Raw genomic sequence first — 17054 nt, 5'->3', positions numbered from 1 at the left:
GAAACGACAAAGAGCCCTTTCGGGCTCTTTGTTTTTTGCGCACAGCGCGCGTGATGAGGGGCGCCGCTGAGGGGCGGGGCAGGGCTTACATCATGCCCTTGAGGCCCTTCATGCCGCCCATGCGCTTCATCATCTTCATCAGGCCGCCGCCCTTCATCTTCTTCATCATGCCCTGCATCTGGTCGAACTGATTCAGCAGGCGGTTCACCTCCTGGATCTGCACGCCGGCGCCGGCGGCGATGCGGCGCTTGCGGCTGGCCTTGCTCTTGCCGTCCATCAGCAGCGCGGGCTGGCGGCGCTCCTTGGCGGTCATCGCGTTGAGGATGCCTTCCATGCGCTTCATGTCGCGCTCGGCCTTGTCCATGTCGGCCGCGCCGGCCTTGGCGGTCATCTGCGTGGGCAGCTTGTCCATCAGTCCGGACAGCCCCCCCATCTTTTTCATCTGCGAGATCTGGGCCAGGAAGTCGTTCAGATCGAAGCCATCGCCGGACTTGAGCTTCTCGGCCAGCTTCTGCGCCGCCTCGACGTCCACCCCCTTCTGGACTTCCTCGACCAGCGCGACGATGTCGCCCATGCCGAGCACTCGGCCGGCGTGGCGGTCGGCGTCGAACACTTCCAGCCCGTCGATCTTTTCAGAGACACCGGCGAACTTGATCGGCGCCCCTGTGATCTGACGGACCGACAGCGCCGCACCACCGCGCGAATCGCCGTCCAGCTTGGTCAGCACGATGCCGGTCAGCGGCAGCGCTTCCTTGAAGGCCTTGGCGGTGTTGACCGCATCCTGACCCTGCATCGCGTCGACGACGAACAGCGTCTCGATCGGGTTGAGCGTGGCGTGCAGGTCCCGGATCTCGGCCATCAGCGCTTCGTCGATCGCCAGACGGCCGGCGGTGTCCACCAGCAGCACGTCGAAGAAATGACGCCGGGCATGATCCAGCGCGGCCAGCGCGATGTCGTGCGGCTTCTGGTCCGGGGCGGAGGGGAACCACTCGGCGCCGGCCTGGCGGGTGACCGTCTTCAGCTGCTCGATGGCGGCGGGGCGGTAGACGTCAGCAGAGACCGTCAGCACCTTCTTCTTGCGCCGCTCGATCAGGTGCTTGGCCAGCTTGGCGGTCGTCGTGGTCTTGCCCGCGCCTTGGAGGCCGGCCATCAGGATGATGGCGGGCGGCTGGGCCGCCAGGTTGAGGTCGGCCACGCCGGCGCCCATGGTGGCGGCCAGCTCCTTGTGGACGACCGACACCAGCACCTGGCCCGGGTTCAGTGATCCGACGACCTCCTGGCCGAGGGCCTTTTCCTTCACGCGGGCGATGAAGTCGCGCACGACTGGAAGCGCAACGTCGGCCTCCAGCAGCGCCATACGCACCTCGCGCAACATGTCTTGCACATTGCTCTCGGTGATGCGGGCCTGGCCGCGCATCGTCTTCACGAGGCGGCTCAGTCGATCGGTCAGGGTGGAGGCCATCTTTGAAGCACCGGCGGGGGCGGGCGCGCGTCATTACACTTTGGGGATGATTTTATCGTTCGCATCCGGAGAACAGAGCGGCATGTTTCTGGCCGTCCTCAGCGTGGCTGGCGCGTTGGCCTATGCGGCGGCCGCCGCCTGGGCCCATCAGCGGCCCCGCACCTGGCGTCTGGTGCTGGTGCTGGCCTGGTGCCTTCACCTCGCCGCGCTGGTGGTGGACATCGCCGGGATCGGCAGCCCGTCGGGCTTTGACGGCCATGCGGCGCGCTTCGGTTTCGCGCCGTCGCTGTCGATGACGCTCTGGCTGGTGCTGGGGGTCTATCTGATTGAAAGCCGTTTCCTGCCGTTGCCGGCGGCCCAGCGGCTATTGAGCCTGCTGGGCGTGGCGGTGATGCTGGTGGCCTGGGCCTTTCCCGGCGAATACCGGCCGCAGGCCGGCTCGCCGCTGGCGCCGCTGCACTGGGCGATGGGGCTGGCCTCCTACGGTCTGTGCGGCGTGGCGGTGATGCATGCGGTGATGCTCAACCGCGCCGAACGCCAGATGCGATCGCAGAAAGGACAGGGCGCCCCGGCCTTCGGCACCCCGCTGCTGCGGCTGGAGCGGCTGACCTTCCAGTTTGTCGGGGCGGGGGTGGTGGTGCTGTCGCTGGCCCTGCTGCTGGGTTGGGCCTTCACCCCGCAATGGCGCTGGGACCACAAGACGCTGTTCGCCGTGCTGGGCTGGATCGTGCTGACCGGTCTGCTCACCGGCCGCCGCGTCTTCGGCTGGCGTGGCCGCAAGGCCACACGCTGGCTGTACTTCGGCGCCGGGCTGTTGCTGCTGTCTTATGCGGGATCGCGGTTTGTGCTGGAAGTCGTGTTGCAGCGGGCGCACTGAATCGGTGGCGGCTTGGATGCGGTGCGGCCAGGATGGCGCCGGTGCGCGCCCACTTGGCCACCAGCGTGCCGCGCCCGCAACGCATTCGAACAAGTTCACGAACGGGGTGGAGCCGATTCACGCGGTCGGCCCGATGATCTGGGTCGTTGCAGAATTTTCCCGTTCTCCGTTCTCCGTTCTCCGTTCTCCGTTCTCTGATTCCTTCCTGATCGAACCGTCGTGATGAAGCTGCTCTTCTGGGTCTTGGTGCTGGCCGTGTTCTTCTTCCTGCTCGGCTTCAAGCGGGCGCGCCCGAAGCGCCCGCCGGCGCCGCAGGCACCGGCGCCCACGCCAGCGCCAGCGCTGCCGGAGGACATGGTCAGTTGCGCCGAATGCGGCATGCACCTGCCTGCCAGCGAGGCCCTGCCCGGACGCGGCGGCCAGTTCTGCAGCGCGGCCCATCGCACCAGCCACGAGGCGCGACTGTCACAGACGCCCGATCGCACCGGTGGCCGGAACTGACCGCATGCCGGATTCGTCCCATCCCCGCAGCGCCCTGGGCGTGAGCACCGTCCAGCGTTTGTACCGCGCCTTCATGAGCGCGCGGGCGGCATTGGGCCTGGCCCTGCTGGTCACCCAATCGCTCGCCAGCCTGATGGGCGCGCGGCCGAGTTCCTGGGCCGCCTGGCTGTCGCTGCTGTACGGCGTGCAGGCTGTGCTGGCCTGGATGCTGCCCCGCTGGTTCGGTGGCGGGGCCTGGCCGCCGCCCAAGGACCGGCTGAACCTGAGCGTGCGTCAGATTCTTATCAGCATCGGCGTCGACCTGGTGCTGTTCAGCCTGCTGCAATTGCTGGACCCGGGCGGTCTGAGCTATTCCGCGCTGTTCTTCATGCCGGCGTTGATGGCTGGCGCGCTGCTGCCGCGCTTGCGGGCCCTGGCCAGTGCGGCGCTGTGCAGCCTGGTGCTGCTGGGCGTGGCGATGTGGTCGGTGATGCTCGGGCTGGAGGGCGGTCTTCGGATCAGCCAGGCGGGGCTGGTCGGTGTCGGCCTGTTTGTGGTGACCCTGCTGGCCAATGAGCTGTCCAGCCGGCTGGCCCGCGAAGAGCGCGCCGCCCGCGGCAGCCTGGAATACGCACGTCAGCAGACCGACCTGAACCGCCTGGTCATCGAGGAAATGGATGAAGGCGTGATGGTGGCCGACCGACGCGGCCTGGTGCGCACCGCCAATCCGGCGGCGCGCGGGCTGCTGGCCGAGGGCGCCACCCTGCGGCCGGGACCGTTCCGGCTGGACACCACACCGGCCTGGGCGCCGCTTCTGCGCGCTCTGGAGCAGGCCTTTGCCGAGCAGCACTGGCCCGATGCCGGCCGCGACCTGCTGCTGGACTTCGGCCGCGGCTCGCAACGCTCGCTGCGGGTGCGCATGCGCTTCACCATGCGGCCGCTCGACGGGGACGACCTGTGCGTGCTGTTCATGGAAGACAACCGCCACCTCGAGGCCCGCAATCGGCAGGAGAAGCTGGCGGCAATGGGGCGGGTGTCCGCCGGCATCGCGCATGAGATCCGCAATCCGCTGACCGCCATTTCGCAAGCCAATGCGTTGCTGGCAGAAGACTGCGCCGATCAGCCGCGGCTGGAGCAGTTGACCCGCATGGTGGCCTCCAATGTGGAGCGGCTCAAACGCATCGTCGACGATGTCATGGAGGTCGCCCCCGGCATTGCGCCGGTGCCGCTGGCCCTGGCGGTCGCGCCGCTGGTGCGCGAATACTGTGCCGACTGGGCATCCACCCAGCGCCTGCCCGTGGGTGATGCCAGTCCGCTGCGCATCGAGATCGATCGCGACCATGATCAGGCGGTCATCGGCTTCGATCCCGAACATCTGCGGCGGGTGCTGATCAATCTGCTGGACAACGGCCTGCGCCATTCGAAGCCCGGTCCCGGCAGTTTGCGGGTCCAACTGGTGGAGCGTGGCACCGACTGGGTCCGGTTGTCGGTGCTGAGCCACGGCGATCCGATTCCGGCCGAGGTGGAGCGCCATCTTTTCGAGCCCTTCTTCTCGACCCGCAGCCGGGGCACCGGTCTCGGCCTGTACATTTGCCGTGAGCTTTGCGAGCGTTACGGCGGACGGATCGACTACCGCCGTCATGATCCCGACGCGCTGAACGAATTCCGCCTGCTGCTGCCCCGCCTCGCCTCCTCACCCGTCCACGAAGTTGCCCATGAGCGCTGATCCCCGATTGCTGGTCGTCGACGACGAGCCCGACCTGCGCACCCTGTATGAGATGACGCTGCTGCGCGAGGGCTACACCCTGGACAGCGCCGGCACCGTGGAAGATGCGCTGGAGCTGCTGGGCTCGCGTCGCTACGACGCGGTCATCACCGACATGCGCCTGCCCGACGGCAACGGCCTGGACCTGCTGCGCTGGCTGGAACAGCATGGTCGGACCGAGCGTGCGGTCGTGATCACCGCTTACGGCTCGCCGGAGAACGCGGTGGAAGCGCTGAAGGCCGGCGCCTTTGATTACCTGACCAAGCCGGTGGACCTGCGCCAGTTCCGGATGGTGGTGGCTTCGGCGCTGGGCCGCGTCACCCGTGCCGAAGAAATGGCCGTCCGACCGTCCGGCAGTGCCGCCAGTGCGGCGGCGAACGTCGCGCGCGAGCAGGCCAAGGCGGCCCCACCGGTCTCCATGCCCGGAACGGGCGCGGTGAAGGATGCCTTTCGCGATGGCGCCTCCGATGCCGACGGTCCCGCCTCGCTGCGCGATCCGGTGATGCCGCCGCTGACGCAGACCTCGCCGCCGCCGGCGAGCGCGCCGACCGCCACCGAGCCTTCCGCAGCCGCCGTGCGCAAGCCAGCGGCTACGCGGGCGAAGCCGCCGCTGACCGGTTCGACCTCCGCGCTGGAGCGGCTGGTCGGTGACTCGGTGGCGATGCGCCAAGTGCGCGAACTGATCGAGAAGGTGGCGCGCAGCATGGCGCCGGTGCTGCTCAATGGCGAGTCGGGCACCGGCAAGGAACTGGTGGCGCGCGCCATCCATGATGTGAGCGCGCGCCGGCCGCAGCCGTTCGTCGCGGTGAACTGCGGTGCCATCCCGGAGCAGTTGCTGGAAGCCGAGTTCTTCGGTTATCGCAAGGGCGCTTTCACCGGCGCCACCGAAGACCGCGAGGGCTTCTTCCAAGCCGCGCACGGCGGCACCCTGTTCCTGGATGAAATCGGTGACCTGCCGCTGGCCATGCAGTCCAAGCTGCTGCGCGCGCTGCAGGAACGCTCGGTGCGGCCGGTCGGCGCGGTCGCTGAAATGCCGGTGAATGTGCGGCTGCTCAGCGCCACCCACAAGGATCTGGCGGCTGAAGTCGCGGCCGGACGTTTCCGCCAGGACTTGTATTACCGGCTCAATGTCATCCAGATCCGTGTGCCGCCGCTGCGCGAGCGCATGGAGGACCTGGTACCGATCAGCGCCCGTGTACTGTCGCGCATCGCCGGCGACGCGGGCGTGGAGCCGGTGCCGCAACTGACGCCCGCCGCGTTGGCCGCGCTGGCGCGCTACAGCTTCCCCGGCAATGTGCGCGAGCTGGAGAACCTGCTCCATCGCGCGCTGGCGCTGTCCGGCGGCGACGGCATCGACGTGGCTGACCTCGGCCTGCCCGACAGCCTGTTGGGCGGCCCGGAAGGGGTGGACATCCCCTTCGATGTCGCCGATGCGGTCGAGGTGGTGGCCATGCCGCCCGAGGTCACCGGCTCCGCGCCGCTGCCCACCGATCTGGCGGTCTATCTGGACGATGTGGAGCGCCGCATCCTCCTGCGTGCGCTGGAACAGCATCGCAACAACCGCACCGCCGCCGGCGCCAGCCTGGGTCTGTCGCTGCGGCAGATGCGCTACCGCATGGCCCGGCTGGAGATTTCGCTGGGTGGCGAAGAGGCCTGACGGGCGACGTTCGCACCGTCATCGGTCTTTCTTTTTTCTTTTTGTGCGCGCATAGCGGCCGCTGCGGCGCCCCATCTCCGCACCCGTTGTAGGCCCTCACTTGGGGGTTGTCCTGATCTCCAGCGACACCGCCGTCTTTCGTCATCAAATCGACGCCGTTGAAAGCGCAGCAACGGCGGGCATTTCGCGCGGGTTCGGGGCGCCAGCCCGCGCCAATCCTGGGCTGGCGAAGGCGATATGCGAATCCATCAGGGATGCCGGGGACAGGCCTTGCAGCTAGCGCTGGGATTGATGGGAGTCAAGAGGGTCTGACGCTAGCGGTAGTTGCTTGAAGGTGCTGCGACCCCTAGATATAGTGTTCTGCATGCTATCCTGATGGCTTCGCAAAACGGCGATGAATGCTTCCCTCGCAGCTCCGCACAGCCCCTTGGCGCCCCCGCGCGAAGCTGTGTGGCAGCTTGTTCGTCAGGCCTCCAGGAAGCGCCGTCCAAGCACCCCAAATCAAACACGCCGGACCCGGTGAACTCACCGGGCTAGGCGTCGCTTTTTGTTTTTTCGAACCAGAACATCACGAGGATCCCATGCAGACAGTCGCCGTCACACCGACCGCTGAAGCGGGCTTGGCTCAGGCTCATCGCGAGTCCGCCGCTCCCGTTTCGGGCAGCTATCCGTCGCACCAGATCATTCGCCGCAATGGCGCGGTGGTGCACTTCGAGCCCAGCAAGGTCGCCGTGGCGATGATGAAAGCCTTCCTCGCGGTGCACGGCACCAGCGGCGCGGCCTCGGCCAGCGTGCGGGAGACGGTGGATGCCCTGACCGACTCGGTGGTGCGTGCGCTGCTGCGCTCGCGTCCGGGTGGCGGCACCTTCCACATCGAGGACGTGCAAGACCATGTCGAGCTGGCGCTGATGCGCGGCGGTCACCATGAAGTGGCGCGCGCCTATGTGCTGTACCGCGAGCGTCGGGCACAGGAGCGCCATCGCCAGGGCGAGGTGGAGCAGGCGGCGGTGCTGGAGTCCGGCATCTCGGTGATCGAGAACGGCGTGCGCGTGCCGCTGGACCTGGCCAAGTTGTCGGCCCTGATCGTCTCCAGCTGCGAAGGCCTGGGCGCCGACGTCAAGCCGGACCCGATCCTGTCCGAGACCAAGCGCAACCTGTATGACGGCGTGCCGATCGACGAGGTCTACAAGGCCGCCATCCTGGCCGCCCGCACGCTGATCGAAAAGGATCCCGGCTACACCCGCGCCACCGCTCGCCTGCTGATGCACACCATCCGCCGCGAGATCCTGGGCGAAGAAGTCACCCAGGCCGACATGGTCACGCGTTATGCCGAGTACTTCCCCGGCTTCATCAAGAAGGGTGTGCAGGCTGAGCTGCTGGACGAAAAGCTGCAGCAGTACGACCTGGCCCGCCTGGGCGCCGCCCTGAAGGCCGACCGCGACTTCCAGTTCGACTACCTCGGCCTGCAGACCCTGTTCGACCGCTACTTCCTGCATGTGGACGGCACCCGCATCGAGCTGCCGCAAGCCTTCTTCATGCGCGTGGCCATGGGCCTGGCGCTGAACGAGATCGACCGCGAAGCCCGCGCGATCGAGTTCTACGAAGTCCTGTCGAGCTTCGACTTCATGAGCTCCACCCCGACCCTTTTCAACGCCGGGACCCGCCGTTCGCAGCTGTCGAGCTGCTACCTGACGACGGTGGCCGACGACCTGGACGGTATTTATGAAGCGCTGAAGGAAAACGCGCTGCTGTCGAAGTTCGCCGGCGGCCTGGGCAATGACTGGACCCCTGTCCGCGCGCTGGGCTCGCACATCAAGGGCACCAACGGCAAGAGCCAGGGTGTGGTGCCTTTCCTGAAGGTGGTCAACGACACCGCCGTCGCGGTGAACCAGGGCGGCAAGCGCAAGGGCGCCGTCTGCGCCTATCTGGAAACGTGGCACCTGGACATCGAAGAGTTCCTGGAGCTGCGCAAGAACACCGGTGACGACCGTCGCCGCACCCACGACATGAACACGGCGAACTGGATTCCCGACCTGTTCATGCGCCGAGTGATCGACGGTGGCGACTGGACCCTGTTCAGCCCGTCCACCTGCCCGGACCTGCACGACCTGTTCGGCAAGCCGTTCGAAGTGGCCTACACCGCCTACGAGGCCAAGGCCGACCGCGGCGAAATCAAGCTCTACAAGCGCATGCCGGCCCGCGACCTGTGGCGCAAGATGCTGACCATGCTGTTCGAGACCGGCCATCCCTGGATCACGTTCAAGGACGCCTGCAATGTGCGTTCGCCGCAGCAGCATGTGGGCGTGGTGCACTCGTCCAACCTGTGCACCGAGATCACGCTCAACACCAACGACAACGAAATCGCGGTCTGCAACCTGGGCTCGGTGAACCTGTCGCGCCATCTGAAGGACGGCGCCATCGACCAGGAGAAGCTGAAGAAGACGGTGTCGACGGCGATGCGCATGCTCGACAACGTCATCGACATCAACTACTACGCCGTCAAGAAGGCCCGTGACTCCAACCTGCGCCACCGTCCGGTCGGCCTGGGCATCATGGGCTTCCAGGACGCGCTGTACCAGCTGCGGGTGCCGTACGCCTCCGACGCGGCGGTCCAATTCGCCGACCGTTCGATGGAAGCGGTCTGCTACCACGCCTACTGGGCCTCGACCGACCTGGCCGCCGAGCGCGGACGCTACAGCAGCTATCGTGGCTCGCTGTGGGACCGCGGCATCCTGCCGATCGACTCCCTGGACCTGCTGGCCGAAGCCCGCGGTGGTTATGTGGATGTGGACCGCTCGTCGACGCTGGACTGGGATTCGCTGCGCGCCAAGATCGCCCGCGACGGCATGCGCAACAGCAACTGCGTGGCCATCGCGCCGACCGCGACCATCTCCAACATCATCGGCGTGGATGCCTCGATCGAACCCTGCTTCGGCAACCTGTCGGTCAAGTCCAACCTGTCGGGCGAGTTCACCGTGGTGAATGAATGCCTGGTCCGCGACCTGAAGGCGCTGGGCCTGTGGGACGACGTGATGGTCATGGACCTGAAGCACTTCGACGGCTCGCTGCGCCGCATCGACCGGGTGCCCGAAGAGCTCAAGCAGCTCTATGCGACTGCCTTCGAGATCGATCCGGTCTGGCTGGTGGAAGCCGCGGCCCGTCGCCAGAAGTGGATCGACCAGGCCCAGAGCCTGAACATCTACATGGCCGGTGCCTCGGGCAAGCGCCTGGACGAGACCTACAAGCTGGCGTGGCAGCGTGGCCTGAAGACCACCTACTACCTCCGCACGATGGGTGCGACGCATGCCGAGAAGAGCACGGTGCAGAACGCCGGTCAGCTCAACTCGGTGAGCAGCTCCGCGGGTGGCAGCTACCAGGCCGCCGCCGCGCCGATCGCGGCTGCCGCAGCCGCCGACGTGGCGGTGAACGACGACACGCCGGCCACCGATGTGAAGTTCTGCGCCATCGACGACCCGGGCTGCGAAGCCTGCCAGTGAGGATGTGAACCCCGCAAGGCGCGCGGCGGCATTCGCTGCCGCAAGCCTTGCGGAACGACCGGTGCATCGCACGTGTCAACGTGTGTCGGCGCACCGGTCGAATCCTCGCGATGCGAGTGTTCATCGATGTTCTCGGCCGTTGCATGACGGCGGTGAATGATCGATGAACGCTTGATCAGGGGGTGAGCGAACGCAGTTGGCGAGGGGTCGTCGCATCGATATTCGATGCGGACCAGCAACAGCGAAGCGGCGCCGAAGTCAAGAAGTCCTTTGTGTTTGAACACAACACTCCGATAATCCGCGACCATAGGAAGACCACCATGTTGGTTTGGGAAGAAGACCGTAAACCCACGAGCAGCGCGCTGAATGCCGGCGCATCGATCAACGCAGCGACCGCATCGGTTGCGCGTGAAGGCGTCGCCACCGCTGCCGCATCCGCCACTGCCGCTGACCCCAGCGCGCAAGCACCGAGCGCGCGTCGTGTGAACGTCGCGGACAAACGCATCATCAACGGCCAGACCGACGTCAACCAGCTCGTCCCCTTCAAGTACAAGTGGGCCTGGGAAAAGTATCTGGCCACCTGCGCGAATCACTGGATGCCGCAGGAAGTGAACATGTCCCGCGACATCGCGCTGTGGAAGGACCCGAACGGTCTGACCGAGGATGAGCGCCGCGTCATCAAGCGCAACCTCGGCTTCTTCGTCACCGCGGATTCGCTGGCGGCCAACAACATCGTGCTGGGCACCTACCGCCACATCACCGCGCCCGAAGCCCGCCAGTTCCTGCTGCGCCAGGCTTTCGAAGAAGCGATCCACACCCACGCCTACCAATACATCGTCGAGTCGCTGGGTTTGGACGAGAGCGAAATCTTCAACGCCTATCACGAGGTGAAGTCGATCCGCGACAAGGACGAATTCCTGATCCCGTTCATCGACGCGATCATGGACCCCAACTTCGTCACGGGCACGCCGGAGAACGACCAGACGCTGCTGAAGTCGCTGATCGTCTTCGCCTGCCTGATGGAAGGTTTGTTCTTCTACGTCGGCTTCACCCAGATCCTGGCGCTGGGTCGTCAGAACAAGATGACCGGCGCGGCCGAGCAGTACCAGTACATCCTGCGCGACGAGTCGATGCACTGCAATTTCGGCATCGACCTGATCAACCAGATCAAGCTGGAGAATCCTCATCTCTGGACGCCGGAATTCCGCGTCGAGATCAAGGACCTGTTCCAGCAAGCGGTCGAACTCGAATATCGCTATGCCGAAGACACCATGCCGCGCGGCGTGCTGGGTCTGAATGCGGCGATGTTCAAGGGCTATCTGCGTTACATCGCGAACCGTCGCGCCACCCAGATCGGTCTGGAGGCGCTGTTCCCGAACGAAGAGAACCCCTTCCCCTGGATGAGCGAAATGATCGACTTGAAGAAGGAACGCAACTTCTTCGAGACGCGAGTCATCGAATACCAATCGGGCGGCGCCCTGTCCTGGGATTGACCAGGACCGGAGCGACCCTCGGAGTGTTGTTTGCTGATGAGATCAAGCTTGGCGATGCATCCACCGACCGACGCAGAAGCGGCGGCGATGCATCGCACCCTGATTCACCGCACCGCGGCGCAACTCCCGCGACTCGTGGGTGGTGAATACCTGCACTGTCATCAACCGGTTGATGTCGGGCAGGGATTTTTCTACTTGATCAAGGAGAACTGAAATGGCAACTGCGAAGAAGGCCGCTCCGGCCAAGAAGGCCCCGGCCAAGAAGGCCGCCGCTGTGAAGAAGGCCGCTCCGGCCAAGAAGGTCGCCGCCGCGAAGAAGCCGGCCGCCAAGAAGGCCGCTCCGGCCAAGAAGGCTGCTCCGGCGAAGAAGGTTGTGGCCGCCAAGAAGGCTGCTCCGGCCAAGAAGGCTGCGGCTGCGAAGAAGGCTGCTCCGGCGAAGAAGGTTGTGGCCGCCAAGAAGGCTGTTCCGGCCAAGAAGGTCGCTGCTGCGAAGAAGGCTGCTCCGGCGAAGAAGGTTGTGGCCGCCAAGAAGGCCGCTCCGGCCAAGAAGGCTGCTGCGCCTGCGAAGAAGGCCTCTGCCGCCAAGAAGCCGCCCGTCAAGGCTGTTGCCAAGGCTGCGAAGCCCGCTGCTGCCAAGAAGGCTGCAGCCAAGCCTGCCGCTGCCGCCAAGCCCGCTGCGAAGCCGGCCGCCAAGAAGGCCGCCCCGAAGAAGGCTGCCGCCAAGCCTGCGCCTGCTGCCAAGCCTGCGCCTGCCGCCAAGCCTGCTGCTGCAGCGCCTGCCCCGGCTGCCAAGACCGCGCTGAGCCCGCAAGCCGCCTGGCCGTTCCCGACGGGCAACAAGCCCTGAGCGATGTGATCCAGGAGCCGGGTGCGCTGCATCCGGCTCTGCGGATCGAGCTTGCATCCGGCCTCGGCCAGATGCCTCAAACCCGGCGAAAGCCGGGTTTTTTCTTGGGCGCGTGATCGGTGACGTCGACCCTCCTGTCGACGGGGGACGGATCTCCGAGAATCTTCGAGGATCTCCTCTGAGGGCTTCTTCTGAGGGGCTCTTCTGAGAATGTCTGCCGATCTCTCTGGGGCCGCCGTGATCGGCCCGGGACGATCAGGGGTAGAACAGCTCGACGGTATAGCCGCTGATCTTCAGGGCGCCGCTGTCGAAGACGACTTGCGCCTGCTGGTCGGTGCCGGCGGACATGGCCGGCTTGGTGGCCTGCAACTCGGCCGGCGAGAGCATGCGCCGCACGACCAACTGGCCCGCCGCATCGGTCAGGCTGAGGTCCACCCACGGTTGCGCCACATCCCAGTTGCTGCGATTGCGCAGGCTCAGGCTCAGCCGGTAGTGGTTGTCGCCGCCGCCGGCGGGATTGAGGCTGCTGCTCTCGACGCTCAAGGCTTCGATGTGCTGCCAGGGCCGCAGCTCCTGACCCATGGCGCGGGCGACCGTGACCAGGGTGGGTCGCACGCCCGGATACTGCGCCGCGATCGCCTCGCGCGAGTGCCAGACGCCTTGCCCGACCAGGCTAAGTCCCAGCAGCGTCGCGACCGTGCCCAGCGCAATGCGCACGGCCGGTCGATGCCAGCGCTGTGCCGATTCGGCCTGGCGCAGGAAGTTGGGCATGGCCGCTGGCGTGGCCATGGGCGCGTCGGCTTGCGCCTCCTCGGTCCGTTTCGCCTTCTTGCGCGCCTTCTTGGCGGCCTTGGTGTCTTCTGCCGGTGGCTCAGCAGGTGCTGGTACCGGCTCTGCCGCCGCGGGTGAGGGATCGAAGCTCGGCTCCTGCGAATGCAGTTGAGCCGCTGTGGCCGGGCTCAGCGCCAGCAGCACATCGGGCCGCTCATCGTCGGGGATCGGCGGCGGCAGTTCGTCTTCCTCGAAGCGCATGCCCTTGGGTTCGGGCAGATGCGATCGCGGATCGGGTGCCGGCGCTGGCGTTGGGGTGTCGAAGAAGGGCTCCCGCCGCGCTTCGAAGACCTCGGGCGTGGGCAGCTCCGAGTCATCCTCGTGGCTGTAATGGCGAGGCGGCGCGAAGGGGTTCAGCTCATCGTCGTCATTGGCCAGCCAGGAGCTCTCGAAGGCAGGCGGCTGCGTGTCGGGCGCGGCCGGCATGAAGGACGACGGACTGAAGGTCGAGGCCCGCGGTGCCATCGCCGGTGGTGACATCGGCGGCGCGAAGCGCTCGGTCGGCGCCACCGGCTTCGGTGCGGCCGGGCGAGGCACCGGGGCGTCCGCTTCCCGCGCCGTCAAGGCGCCGGCCTGGCTGGGCCGGAAGTCGCCCTGGTACGGCTGATAGGGCGGGGCCGGCACGGCGGCGCGCGCAGGCGCCGCCTGCGGTGGCGGCTGGGGTGTGGGCGGTGGGGGAACGGTCTGGGTCGGGCGGGCCGCTGCGGCGGTCGGGGCCGCGCTTTGCGGGGGCCAGGGCGGCGGGCTGTCCCGCTCGAGATCGAACAGCTGTTCGCGTGCGTCGAACACTTCTGCGCAGCGACCGCAGCGCACCCAGCCTTCGGACACGCGCAGCTGGTCCTGCACCACCCGGAAGATGGTGCCGCAGGTGGTGCAGCGGGTCGCGAGATTCATGGCCGGAATGATGCCAGAAACAGGGTCAGTCCTTGCCGCGCGGGAGGCGATGTTGACACTCGGTCACCACCGGGCAGCGGAGCGCAAGATGCTGGGAACCGCCCTGTTCATCGGCATGAAAGTCCCCATCCTACGGGAACGTGTCGGAAGCGCCACTCGAACGCGGGGGCGCACGAGTGATCGCGGCGGGGCATCAGGCGCGGCGTGCGGTCATCAGGATCCAGCCGTCTTCGGCATCTGCCACCTCGAGAGCGACATGCGGTGCGTAGGCGGCCTTGAGTTCGTCCGCCTGGCGTTCCAGGATGCCGGCGAGCACCAGGTGACCGCCCGGGGCGAGGTGGCTGCACAGCAGCGGCGCAAGGAGCTTCAGCGGCGTCGCCAGGATGTTGGCCAGCACGACCGGGTACTCGCCTTGGGCGGCATCGGGCAGCGCGGGGCTGAGCGTCACGCCGTTGTCCTTGGCGTTCTGTGCCGTGGCCTGCACGGCGGCGGGATCGATGTCGACCGCGTCAATGCCGGTGGCGCCGAACAAGCCGGTGGCGATGGCCAGGATGCCGGAGCCGCAACCGTAGTCCAGGACGCGCTGCCAGCCCGCCGCCTCCGTCCCATGATGGGCGATCCAGCGCAGGCACATCCGGGTGGTGGGATGGGTGCCGGTGCCGAAGGCCAGGCCGGGATCCAGACGCATGACCTGGGTCGCCTGGGGCGGCGCTTCATGCCAGGACGGCACGATCCAGAACGACGGCGTGATCTGCACCGGCGTGAACTGCGATTGGGTCAGGCGCACCCAGTCCTGCTCGGCCACGGTCTGGATGGTCTGCACATGCACATCGGCCGCCCAGTCCTGGGCGAGCAGCAGCGTGGCCGCCTCGGTGGCGTCGGCTTCGGTTGCGAAGAGCGCCTTCACCACCGAGCGCTCCCAACCCGGCTTCGGCGCCGGCATGCCGGGTTCGCCGAACAGGGCGTGTTCCGCCGGCGTGTCGGCATCCGCATCCTCGACGGACACGGCCAGCGACTCCATCTCCATCAGCGCATCGCTGACGGTCTCGACGGCTTCCTCGCGACAGATCAGCACCAGTTCGTGAAGCAAGGCGTCGGACATTTCTACTACCTGTTTAAAAGACAAAAGGACCAAGCTGCGCCGTGGAAGGGGCGCCGCTTGGCCGCTGGGCGCGCACGCCGGGCGGGGCGTGTGCGATGGGGGTCGAGTCTCGACCCGTGCGTGAGGTCTCGCGCCCGTCAGCGCTTATGGGCCGCCATCCACTGCTCGAGGTAATGGATGTCGGTGCCGCCTTCGATGAACTTGGCGTCGGCCATCAGCTCGCGGTGCAGCGGGATGTTGGTCTGGATGCCTTCGACCACCGTTTCCGACAGCGCGATCCGCATGCGGGCCAAGGCCTGCTCACGGGTGTCGCCGTGCACGATGATCTTGCCGATCATCGAGTCGTAGTTGGGCGGCACGAAGTAGTTGGTGTAGGCATGCGAGTCCACCCGCACGCCGGGGCCGCCGGGCGGGTGCCACATCGTGATGCGGCCCGGGGACGGGATGAACTTGACCGGATCTTCCGCATTGATGCGGCATTCGATCGAGTGCCCACGCATCGTGATGTTGCGCTGGGTGAAGGGCAGCTTCTCGCCGGCGGCGATGCGGATCTGCATCTGCACGATGTCGATGCCGGTCACCATCTCGGTCACCGGATGCTCCACCTGCACGCGGGTGTTCATCTCGATGAAGTAGAACTCGCCGTTCTCGTAGAGGAACTCGAAGGTGCCCGCGCCGCGGTAGCCCATTTTCTTGCAGGCGGCGGCGCAGCGGTCGCCAACCCGCTCGATCAGGCGCCGCGGAATGCCCGGCGCCGGTGCTTCCTCGATGATCTTCTGGTGGCGGCGCTGCATGGAGCAGTCGCGCTCGCCCAGCCAGACGGCGTTCTTCTGGCCATCGGCCAGCACCTGGATCTCCACATGGCGCGGATGCTCCAGGAACTTCTCCATGTAGACCTGCGGATTGCCGAAGGCTGCCGCGGCTTCGGCCTTGGTGGTCTGCACCGCGTTGACCAGCGCGGCCTCGGTGTGCACCACGCGCATGCCGCGACCGCCGCCGCCACCGGCGGCCTTGATGATCACCGGATAGCCCACTGCGCGGGCGATGCGGACGATCTCCTTCGGGTCGTCGGGCAACGCGCCCTCGGAGCCGGGCACGCACGGCACGCCCGCCTTGATCATGGCCTGCTTGGCGGCGACCTTGTCGCCCATGGTCCGGATGTTTTCCGGGGTCGGGCCGATGAAGGTGAATCCGCTGCGCTCCACCCGCTCGGCGAAGTCGGCGTTCTCGCTCAGGAAACCGTAGCCGGGGTGAATCGCCTCGGCATCGGTCACCTCGGCGGTGGCGATGATCGCCGGCATGCTGAGGTAGCTCTGTGCGGAAGGTGCCGGCCCGATGCAGACGGCTTCATCGGCCAACTTCACATATTTGGCGTCGCGGTCTGCCTCGGAGTAGACGACCACCGACTTCACGCCCAGCTCGCGACAGGCGCGCTGGATGCGAAGGGCGATTTCGCCTCGATTGGCAATTAGGATCTTTTTGAACATGGTGTCTCGGCTCAATCGCCCTGACGGGCCGCGCACGGCGGCGCCAGCGCAGGGCCTGCGGCCCTGTGGCTTCGGCCGGCCGTCAGGAGGGTTCTGAACATCGCGGCGACTTACTCGATGACGATCAGCGGCTGGCCGAATTCCACCGGTTGGCCGTTCTCGGCCAGCACCTTGACGATGGTGCCGGTCTTGTCGGCTTCGATCTCGTTCATGATCTTCATCGCTTCGATGATGCAGATCGCGTCGCCTTCCTTGACCTGTTGGCCGACTTCGGCGAACGGCTTGGCGTTGGGGCTGGAGGCGCGGTAGAAGGTGCCGACCATCGGGGACTTCACGATGTGGCCGGTTTCGGCTGCCGGAGCCGGGGCGGCGGCCGGCGCGGCGGCGGCCACCGGGGCAGCCGCTTGAGCGGCGACCTGCGGTTGCGGCTGCTGCATCAGCGGCATGGCGGCCACGACGGGCTGACCATCGGACTTGACGATGCGCACCTTGCCATCGGCTTCGGTGATTTCAAGTTCAGAAATGTTCGACTCGGACACGAGGTCGATCAGGGTCTTGAGCTTGCGCAAATCCATAAGGGTTCTCCAACGGGGAAGTTTGTATGGCCGTCCGGTGTCCGGCGGACCGCTATCGGGATCTATCTGCGTCGATCGGATGGACAG

Annotated in this window: 13 protein-coding genes; 8 read left to right on the top strand and 5 right to left on the bottom strand. The window is 66.6% G+C overall.

The window, feature by feature from the left end:
* Positions 1-85: 85 nt before the first annotated feature.
* Positions 86-1462: a signal recognition particle protein gene (gene ffh / locus N4261_RS22600; protein ID WP_261757500.1), complete on the bottom strand. Its 1377-nt coding sequence runs from the start codon at positions 1460-1462 to the stop codon at positions 86-88.
* Positions 1463-1544: 82 nt separating this feature from the next.
* Between ffh and N4261_RS22595 the strand changes: the two genes are divergently transcribed.
* The 8 genes from N4261_RS22595 to N4261_RS22560 all read left to right on the top strand — a co-directional run bounded on the left by N4261_RS22595 (position 1545) and on the right by N4261_RS22560 (position 12078).
* Positions 1545-2339 carry a cytochrome C assembly family protein gene (locus N4261_RS22595; RefSeq protein ID WP_261757499.1) on the top strand — a complete coding sequence of 265 codons (795 nt, stop codon included), beginning with the start codon at positions 1545-1547 and terminating at the stop codon, positions 2337-2339.
* Positions 2340-2561: 222 nt separating this feature from the next.
* Complete coding sequence (locus tag N4261_RS22590; protein ID WP_261757498.1) at positions 2562-2840, top strand: PP0621 family protein; 279 nt, start codon at positions 2562-2564, stop codon at positions 2838-2840.
* Between the two features lie 4 nt (positions 2841-2844).
* A complete protein-coding gene (locus N4261_RS22585) occupies positions 2845-4545 on the top strand; it encodes a sensor histidine kinase (RefSeq protein WP_261757497.1) in 1701 nt (566 codons plus the stop codon).
* Positions 4535-6241, top strand: coding sequence for a sigma-54-dependent transcriptional regulator (locus N4261_RS22580; protein WP_261757496.1), 1707 nt, complete (start codon positions 4535-4537; stop codon positions 6239-6241). The genes N4261_RS22585 and N4261_RS22580 overlap by 11 nt, the downstream gene beginning before the upstream one ends.
* Positions 6242-6822: 581 nt before the next feature.
* Positions 6823-9738, top strand: a complete 2916-nt coding sequence (locus N4261_RS22575; RefSeq protein WP_261757495.1) for a ribonucleoside-diphosphate reductase subunit alpha — start codon at positions 6823-6825, stop codon at positions 9736-9738.
* Between the two features lie 320 nt (positions 9739-10058).
* Entirely contained in the window at positions 10059-11231 is a 1173-nt protein-coding gene (locus tag N4261_RS22570) for a ribonucleotide-diphosphate reductase subunit beta (RefSeq protein ID WP_261757494.1), read from the top strand.
* A gap of 54 nt (positions 11232-11285) precedes the next feature.
* Complete coding sequence (locus N4261_RS22565) at positions 11286-11444, top strand: hypothetical protein (protein WP_261757493.1); 159 nt, start codon at positions 11286-11288, stop codon at positions 11442-11444.
* A 1-nt stretch (position 11445) separates the two neighbouring features.
* Positions 11446-12078, top strand: a complete 633-nt coding sequence (locus N4261_RS22560) for a histone (protein WP_261757492.1) — start codon at positions 11446-11448, stop codon at positions 12076-12078.
* A gap of 255 nt (positions 12079-12333) precedes the next feature.
* On the opposite strand, the gene N4261_RS22555 is transcribed toward N4261_RS22560, so the two are convergent.
* The 4 genes from N4261_RS22555 to accB form a co-directional block, all read right to left on the bottom strand.
* Positions 12334-13803 (bottom strand): zinc-ribbon and DUF3426 domain-containing protein, encoded by a 1470-nt coding sequence (locus N4261_RS22555; protein ID WP_261757491.1) that lies wholly within the window; start codon positions 13801-13803, stop codon positions 12334-12336.
* 193 nt (positions 13804-13996) lie between these two features.
* Positions 13997-14905: a 50S ribosomal protein L11 methyltransferase gene (gene prmA, locus N4261_RS22550; protein ID WP_261757490.1), complete on the bottom strand. Its 909-nt coding sequence runs from the start codon at positions 14903-14905 to the stop codon at positions 13997-13999.
* A gap of 137 nt (positions 14906-15042) precedes the next feature.
* On the bottom strand, positions 15043-16392 hold the full coding sequence (gene accC, locus N4261_RS22545) for an acetyl-CoA carboxylase biotin carboxylase subunit (protein WP_261757489.1): 1350 nt from the start codon (positions 16390-16392) through the stop codon (positions 15043-15045).
* A 110-nt stretch (positions 16393-16502) separates the two neighbouring features.
* A complete protein-coding gene (gene accB, locus N4261_RS22540; RefSeq protein ID WP_261757488.1) occupies positions 16503-16967 on the bottom strand; it encodes an acetyl-CoA carboxylase biotin carboxyl carrier protein in 465 nt (154 codons plus the stop codon).
* Positions 16968-17054: the final 87 nt, after the last annotated feature.

This window comes from Roseateles amylovorans (genome assembly GCF_025398155.2).
Taxonomy (GTDB): Bacteria; Pseudomonadota; Gammaproteobacteria; order Burkholderiales; family Burkholderiaceae_C; genus Roseateles; species Roseateles amylovorans.
The sequence above is the reverse complement of the archived record's forward strand: the minus strand, read 5'-3'. Positions and strand labels throughout refer to the sequence as shown.